Origin of the sequence: Melaminivora alkalimesophila, assembly GCF_000282995.1 — a bacterium.
Lineage (GTDB): Bacteria > Pseudomonadota > Gammaproteobacteria > Burkholderiales > Burkholderiaceae_C > Melaminivora > Melaminivora alkalimesophila.
The window spans coordinates 1-7041 of the sequence record NZ_ALEE01000380.1 but is presented as its reverse complement, the minus strand read 5'-3'; the positions used below and the strand labels follow the sequence as shown (position 1 = coordinate 7041).

The following is a 7041-nucleotide window of genomic DNA, read 5'->3' as shown; positions in this document are numbered from 1 at the left end:
CCCCCGCCGCTGGCGCCGGCGGTGGCCGATGGGCCGCGCGTGGAAGGCACCGAAGCTGCACCCGCGAGCACGGCGCCGATCGCATCCGCAGCCACGGACATCGGCGTGGCCGCGCTGCTCGACCTGCTGGGCGACACTGCTCCATCCACAGCGCCGGAGATCGCCGAGGCCGAGCCGGCCCCTTCGACCGTGCCCCCGCCGCAGATGAGCCTCGCGCCTTCCCAGGATCGCGCGGAGCCCTCCGGGGCGCACTTCATGGCCTGGCTGCGTCAGAGCATCCAGACGCGCAAGCTCATCATCAACGACGCCAAGGCCCTGGTGCATACCGTCGCCGGTACGACCTATCTCGTCAGCCCCGGCGTGTTCCAGCGCTACGCGCAGGAGTACCTTCAAGTCGCCGCGCTGGCCAAGCAGGAGAAGCTGGAGGGGTGGCAGTGGGTGCAGAAGCGCTTCGAGAAGTTGGGACAGCACCGCAAGCAGCCGAGCGGGCTGAACATCTGGACCTGCGAAGTCACGGGGCCGCGCAAGTCGCGCCGGCTGCACGGCTACCTGCTCGTCAGCCCGGATGCGCTGTTCCAGGAGACGCCGCCAGACAACCCATACCTGCGGCTCCTCAACGAGGCCGCAAAGCGCGAAGATTCAGCCCTTGGGGCCAAGGACGACGATCAGGCGTAGGCATGCGACCGCTGTGCGGGCCGGCTTCAATCTGCGGATGGGGCCGACTCCGCCAGCTTGGCTTCGGTCAGAGTCATCAAGTGGGCGGAACTGCATTTCAGCGCACGGGCGATCTTGAGGATGAGGGGGAGCGTGGGGACATGCTCGCCGCGCTCGATCTTGCCCATGTGCGACCGTTCGATGCCGGCCATGTGGGCCAGCGTTTCCTGAGCGATGCCCTGGTTGGTTCTTTCTTCCCGCACGGCAGCCCCAAACGCGATGGCTGGTTCCGCTTCGTAGGTAGTGGTGCCGGTGGGGCGGCCCCTTTGGATCGAACGCTTTGGCATTGCCAAGAGCGTCGAACACGGTCACGATTTAAACCACGTTAAACTTAACTCATCCAACGGCTTCGAGATCAGTTGCCACGAGTTCACCGCCTGGGGGAGCTGGACGTGGAATCGAGTGACATCACCGCCGAAATTCGCATGGCCGTCCTCGGCGAATGGGTGCCTCCCCAGCTCGCCGACGTGCTCGCCCTGCAGCGCGCCGAAGAGCCGGAGACTCATGCCGTCCTGGCCGGATGGACAGATCCCGGTCGAGGCGCGGAGCTGCCGGGCGACGGCTTCGACTTCGCCTTGTCTGCGGCTGCCCGGCAGTGGCCTGGCTGGATATGCGAGCCGCTGTGGCATGACACGCTGGCGGTCGCCGTGGCCAAGCGCTCCCACCTGCTGGCCTACCGTGAAGTGCCGTGCGAGGAAGTGCTCAAGCAGCCCTTGATCTGCTCGCAGTCCACGGCCGATGAACCATGGCGCATGACCGTGCAGCGCGTGTTCGAGAACGCGCTGCAGGAGCGGGAGCAAACGGTTGAGACATTCGATGTGGCGATGACGCTGGTTGCCGCCGGGTACGGGATCGCCATTGCGCCTGCCGCGAGACTGGCGAGCTACCTACGCCGAGGCATCGCCGTACGGCCGCTGGCCGGCGCACCAATGATCGTGATGGCTTACCTGCTCCGCCGCAACGCTACCTTGTCGGACACCCAGGCAAGATTCGCCCGCCGCGCGCGCTTGGTGTCCTGACTGATGCGCTGGCCTTCCCATTGATGCGTAACGGCCGGAACTGCACGTCTTCGGCCCTCCGGCTCTGCCGCCATACGTAGTCGCCGATCAAATTGATGTGCTCCCAGCCCAGCGGCGACAGGTATTGCAGCAACCCGTCGTCGATCCCGTTGCCGGAGTCGCGCAGCGCCTGCGTCGCAGCTCATCCTGACAACAATCTACCCTTGTTACCCTTGTCTCGAATTTCAAGGAACCTAGCGATCAAACAGCCGACTCCGATGGAGATCGCAACATCGGCGAGGTTGAACGCGGGCCAGTGCATGCCCTGCCAGTGGAAGTCGAGGAAGTCCACAACCTGACCGCGCAGCAGGCGATCCACCACGTTGCCAAGTGCCCCGCCAAGAATGAGGCTGTAGCCGACGGCTTCGAAGCGCGGCAGCGTCTGCTTCAGTTGTCGGATGAGCCAGACCGCGACGAGCAGTCCTAACGTGATGAAGAAGTAACGTTGCCAGCCACTCGCTCCGGCCAAAAAGCTGAACGCGGCGCCCGGATTGAGCACATGCACGAGGTTGAAGAACGGCGTGATCTCGACCTGTTTGCCATAGACGAACGCCCGTTCGATCGAGAGCTTGGCTGCCTGATCAGCAGCAACCGCTGCCGCAGCCACCCCGTACCACGGCAAGGCCGGCGCGAGCAGCCCCTTTGCGCGCGCCGCAGTGGCGAACGAGATCAGCCACCGCGAGAGCACGGTGCAGCCCAAGCCCAGCCCCCAGCCTGCCAGCACGTCGCCCGGGAAGTGCATACCTGCCGCCATGCGTGACCAGCCAACCAGGGCGGCATACATCAACAGGCAACCGCGACCGCGCCAGGCCAGCAGCGGCCACAACGCAGCGGCCACCAGCGCCGCGTAGGTCGCGTGCCCGCTGGGCAGGCTGTAATGCAGCTCCACAGCGCCGATGACATGCACCGCTGCGCCCAGCACCGCATGCGGGCGCGGAAAGTCGAGCCACCACTTCAAGGCCGACGCCGCCGCCAAGGCCAGCAAGAACGCGACGCCGAAGTGCAACAAACGGCTCCGCACTAGCCGAACGCGGGCCGGATCGGAAGATGCCTTTGACCATGCCCATAGTCCCAGTACGGTTAGGGGCGCGGTCCAGTAGCTGCCGATTAGGCTGAAGAGCGACGCCAGCGGCCACAGCACTGCGGGCGTCCCAGCATTGATCGCTTGAAATAGCGCGAGATTCAGACCGGCCCAGTCATACAGCACGAATTTCCAACTCATCGGCGCAGCAGCCTCAAGCCATTGCCCACCACCAGCAGGCTAGCTCCCATGTCGGCGAACACCGCCATCCACATGGTCGCGTGGCCGGTGAAGGTGAGCACCAGGAACACGGCCTTGATGCCCAGCGCAAGCGCGATGTTCTGTGTGAGCACCTGTGCCGTGGTGCGGGACAGCCGCACGAAGGTCGGAATCTTGCGCAGGTCATCGTCCATCAGCGCCACGTCGGCCGTCTCGATGGCCGTGTCGGTGCCCGCCGCGCCCATCGCGAAGCCAATGTCGGCACGAGCCAACGCCGGAGCGTCGTTGATTCCATCACCGACCATGCCGACCCCGCCGGACTGGGCAAGCGCTTCGATCTCGCGCAGTTTGTCATCGGGGAGCAGGTTGCCTTGTGCGCGGTCGATCCCGGCCTGTGTGGCAATCGCCTTGGCGGTGTGTGGGTTGTCGCCGGTCAGCATCATGGTCTGGATGCCCAGCGCGTGCAGTTCGGCCACGGCGCTCCGGCTGCTGTCCTTGATGGTGTCGGCCACTGCCATGAGCGCCTGCACGCCCTCGGGCTCCACCAGCATCACCGCCGTCTTACCCTCGGCTTCCAGTGCGGTGATGCGTTGTTCCATTGCGGGGGAGCAATGTCCCAGCTCGTCGAGCATCCGATGGTTGCCGAGGTGATAGGCCACTCCGTCGATCACGCCGCGCACGCCTCGGCCGGGCAATGCGGCGAATTCCGCGACTTCGCGCAGCGCCACGCCGTCGGCAAGGGCGGCTTGCGCGATTGCCTTGGACACCGGATGGTCGGAGCGGCTGGCCAGGCTGGCCGCGAGACTACGGGCGTGCTGGGGCGAAGCGTTACCCAAGGCAACGAAGTCGGTCTGCGCGGGCTTGCCGTGGGTGATGGTGCCGGTCTTGTCCAAGGCCAGCCAGCGCAGCTTGCGGCCCTCTTCCAAATACACGCCGCCCTTGATGAGAATGCCGTGGCGTGCCGCTGCGGCCAACCCGCTGACGATGCTGACGGGTGTCGAAATCACCAGCGCGCACGGGCAGGCGATCACCAGCAAAACCAGCGCCCGATAGATCCAATCCAGCCATGCCGCTCCCACAAAGAGCGGCGGCACCGGTGGGCTGCCGGCCAAGGGACGAATGGAGATGTCCGGGCGCTGTAGCGTCTGCACCTGCGAGGCGATGGCGAAGCCGATGCCGTAGCCGGCACCGACCAGGGTCAGCATCACGCCCAGGCTGGTCACTTCATCGACCAGCTTGAGCGGCGTGCCTGCGTCCTGCAGCAGCGCTTGAATCTGATGGCGGCAGCCCGATCCCGATTCGGGATGGCACAGAACCAGCGGGAACTTCAGGGCTTCGGCCAGCGGCACCTGCACGTGTGCCAGCAAGGGGTGGCGTGCGGGCACGATCACCGACAGCGGATCGGTCCACACCGGCTCGGCGACGAGGCCATCATGTACCGCGTTTGACAACGCAAAGCCGATGTCCAGCAGATCGTCGTGCAGCGTCTTGAGCTGCTGCGCGAACGGCAGCTCGAAGACGCGAATCTCCATCTCGGGCTCCTCCTCGCGGCTGCGTGCCAGCAAGGTGGCGATGCGGGGCTGCGCCAGGCCGTCGCAGATCGCGATGCGCAGATGGCCCTGGTAGCCCTGTGCCGCCGCCTTGGCACTCTTGACTGCCTGCTCCACGGTGGCCATCACGCGTCGGCATTCGCCTAGGAACACCTGGCCGGCCCAGGTCAGCCGCGTCAGGCGGGTGCTGCGGTCGAACAACTGCACGCCAAGCTGGCTTTCCAGGTCGCGCATTGCTCGCGATACGGGAGATTGCTCGATCCCGAGACGCTCGGCCGCGCGGGCGAGATGCAGCTCTTCCGCGACTGCAACGAAATAGCGTAGCAATCTGAAATCCAAGGCCACCTCCTGTTCGTCTTCTTCTGGTTCGGCCTCTCGGGCGCCAGCATCTCCATCCACATCCCGCCCACTTACGCCCCGCCAGGCTTGCGATGTGCCGGCGCCCTTCCGCCAATGAGGTGCGGAGGGCGACGTTTGCGCCCGCCAGAAATCGACCGTTGGCAGCCGTCTGAGATAGCAGTTCTGCTGTTCATCGAGACCTCTTTTTCGTGCTTCCCCTCTTGCGGTCTGGCTGCACAGTGGTAAGATAGTAATAGATTACTCACTTTTTGGGATGCAAGCAATGAGCGGACACTCCAGGCATCTACCGGCTGATGAGAGGCGCGCGGCCACCGTCGAGGCAGTGGTCGACTTGGCTGCCGAACAGAACCCCAGCGACATCACGACCACGGCCATCGCGCAGCGCATGGGGTTGACCCAGGGAGCACTGTTCCGTCACTTCCCGACTAAGGACGCAATCCTGCAGGCGGTGATGTCCTGGGTTGCGGAACGCCTGCTGGCTCGAGTAGACAAGGCCGCAGAAGGTGCTACGTCCCCCCTCGCAGCTCTTGAAGCGACCTTCAAGACGCACATCGACTTCGTGGCCGAGCACCCGGGGGTGCCGAGGATGCTCTTCGGCGAATTACAGCGGCCGGGGGAGACCCTGCCCAAGCAAATGGTGCAGACCTTGACCCGTCAATATGGTGAGCGGTTGCGTCGACTGCTCGAAGCCGGTAAGGCGCGAAGCGAGCTGCATTCAGAACTGGATGTGGACGCGGCCGTCGTCTTGTTCATCGGCACAATTCAAGGGCTGGTGATGCAGTCGTTGCTGGCGGGCGATGTAGCACGCATCCGCCGCGACGCGCCAGCCGTGTTTGCCATCTATCTCCGTGGCATCACGCACACCCGATGAAACGCCTTCCATCCTGCCGCCACGCAGTTCCTCGGTCAGCCGAGAGGCACACCACGGTCATGCGATCGCGTTGCGCCTCCAGCGCGAATCCGCGTCATTCAACACTCAGCCCGACCGCCCGGCGGAATGCACACGCACGCCGCGACGACGACGACGAAGGCCTGGGAGTTTCCCCGATCAAGTAAAGGCCATGAAGATGACCACTCATCCACAACGCAGCATCTGGCACTGGCTGATCTCCCTGCTTGCGATCGGCTTCGGTCTGCTCACTCTTCGGGAGGGCGGCGCCGTTCTGTTTGTCGACGGCGCGGCGCGCCAAGCCGCCGGCCACTATGTGCCCTTCGTGCTCTGGTTCAACTTTCTGGCCGGGTTCGCCTACATCGTCGCCGGCGTCGGCTTGTGGATGCGCCGGCGCTGGGCCGCGTGGTTAGCGATTGTCATCACGGTGGCGACCGCACTCGTGTTCCTCGCTTTCGGAGTGCATGTGGCTCTGGGTGGCGCCTGGGAGCGACGCACGGTGGTCGCCATGACGCTGCGCACGTTGGTGTGGGCTGGCATAGCGGCCATCGCCTGGCGCCGGTCAGCGGCGAATGCGCCGGTCGCACGCGAGCACTGAGCACCTTTATCCAGCGGAAACCCATCGATGAAAACTCCAAACCTCCTCTTCAAGAAAACCCGTTGGGTCGTGATCGCCGTCGTCGTGCTCGCTCTTGGCGGCGCACTGGCGTTCTGGTTGTCGCGCGACCATGGACAACAAGATGCATTGCGCCTCTACGGCAACGTCGACATCCGCGAGGTGCAACTGGCCTTCCGTCAGCCCGGGCGCGTGATGCAAATGTTTTTCGATGAGGGCGATGCCGTCAGTGCCGGTGCGCGGCTGGCGACGCTCGACGCGCAGCCGTATCGGGAAGCCCTTGCGGCAGCGCAGGCCCAGGTGCAGGTGGCGCAGGCGGAACTGGCCAAGCTGCGCCGCGGCCTGCGACCGCAGGAAATCACCCAGGCGCGCGAAGCCCTCAGGCAGGCCCAGGCGCTCGCCACCGAGACCGAGCGCAATTTCCAGCGCCAGAGTCGCCTGCTGGCATCGGGCGCCAGCAGCCAGCGCACGGTCGATGCAGCCCGCACGGCGCGCGACCAGGCAGCCGCTGGCGTCGAAGCGGCCAAGGCGGCCCTGTCGCAAGCATCCGAAGGTTTTCGCAAGGAAGACATCGCCGCGGCAGAAGCTCGCCTTGCGGCCGCACAGGCTGCCGC

The 7041-nt window shown here is 65.2% G+C and carries 7 protein-coding genes and 2 pseudogenes; 5 read left to right on the top strand and 4 right to left on the bottom strand.

Annotated elements, in window-relative coordinates; genetic code table 11:
• The coding region (locus A612_RS07250; protein WP_019373844.1) for a conjugal transfer nickase/helicase domain-containing protein at positions 1-675 on the top strand (675 nt) is incomplete at its 5' end.
• 26 nt (positions 676-701) lie between these two features.
• Here the strand turns inward: A612_RS07250 and A612_RS07245 are convergent.
• Positions 702-1001, bottom strand: coding sequence for a helix-turn-helix domain-containing protein (locus A612_RS07245; protein ID WP_003282197.1), 300 nt, complete (start codon positions 999-1001; stop codon positions 702-704).
• A 105-nt stretch (positions 1002-1106) separates the two neighbouring features.
• Here A612_RS07245 and A612_RS07240 point away from each other — a divergent pair, with 105 nt between their 5' ends.
• Positions 1107-1733 (top strand): substrate-binding domain-containing protein, encoded by a 627-nt coding sequence (locus A612_RS07240; protein WP_040436284.1) that lies wholly within the window; start codon positions 1107-1109, stop codon positions 1731-1733.
• Here the strand turns inward: A612_RS07240 and A612_RS17025 are convergent.
• The 3 genes and pseudogenes from A612_RS17025 to A612_RS18095 all read right to left on the bottom strand — a co-directional run.
• A pseudogene (locus A612_RS17025) lies at positions 1678-1911 on the bottom strand (Tn3 family transposase); the annotation flags it as partial. The gene A612_RS07240 and the pseudogene A612_RS17025 overlap by 56 nt on opposite strands.
• Positions 1912-1914: 3 nt before the next feature.
• Positions 1915-2994 (bottom strand): signal peptidase II, encoded by a 1080-nt coding sequence (gene lspA / locus A612_RS07235; RefSeq protein WP_013721907.1) that lies wholly within the window; start codon positions 2992-2994, stop codon positions 1915-1917.
• Positions 2991-4883: pseudogene (locus A612_RS18095) on the bottom strand (heavy metal translocating P-type ATPase); the annotation flags it as partial. The gene lspA and the pseudogene A612_RS18095, both read right to left, overlap by 4 nt.
• Before the next feature lie 301 nt (positions 4884-5184).
• Between A612_RS18095 and A612_RS07225 the strand changes: the two are divergent.
• From A612_RS07225 to A612_RS07215, 3 genes are all read left to right on the top strand, one after another.
• Entirely contained in the window at positions 5185-5793 is a 609-nt protein-coding gene (locus A612_RS07225; protein ID WP_019373840.1) for a TetR/AcrR family transcriptional regulator, read from the top strand.
• 190 nt (positions 5794-5983) lie between these two features.
• Positions 5984-6409 (top strand): hypothetical protein, encoded by a 426-nt coding sequence (locus A612_RS07220; RefSeq protein ID WP_014819567.1) that lies wholly within the window; start codon positions 5984-5986, stop codon positions 6407-6409.
• 27 nt (positions 6410-6436) lie between these two features.
• On the top strand, positions 6437-7041 hold a 605-nt coding region (locus A612_RS07215), incomplete at its 3' end, for an HlyD family secretion protein (protein WP_040436285.1).

Excerpts from the sequence above, each read along its gene's own strand:
- A612_RS07245 (WP_003282197.1), bottom strand. The coding sequence starts at position 1,001 with ATGCCAAAGCGTTCGATCCAAAGGGGCCGCCCCACCGGCACCACTACC.
- lspA (WP_013721907.1), bottom strand. The coding sequence starts at position 2,994 with ATGAGTTGGAAATTCGTGCTGTATGACTGGGCCGGTCTGAATCTCGCG.
- A612_RS07225 (WP_019373840.1), top strand. The coding sequence starts at position 5,185 with ATGAGCGGACACTCCAGGCATCTACCGGCTGATGAGAGGCGCGCGGCC.
- A612_RS07220 (WP_014819567.1), top strand. The coding sequence starts at position 5,984 with ATGAAGATGACCACTCATCCACAACGCAGCATCTGGCACTGGCTGATC.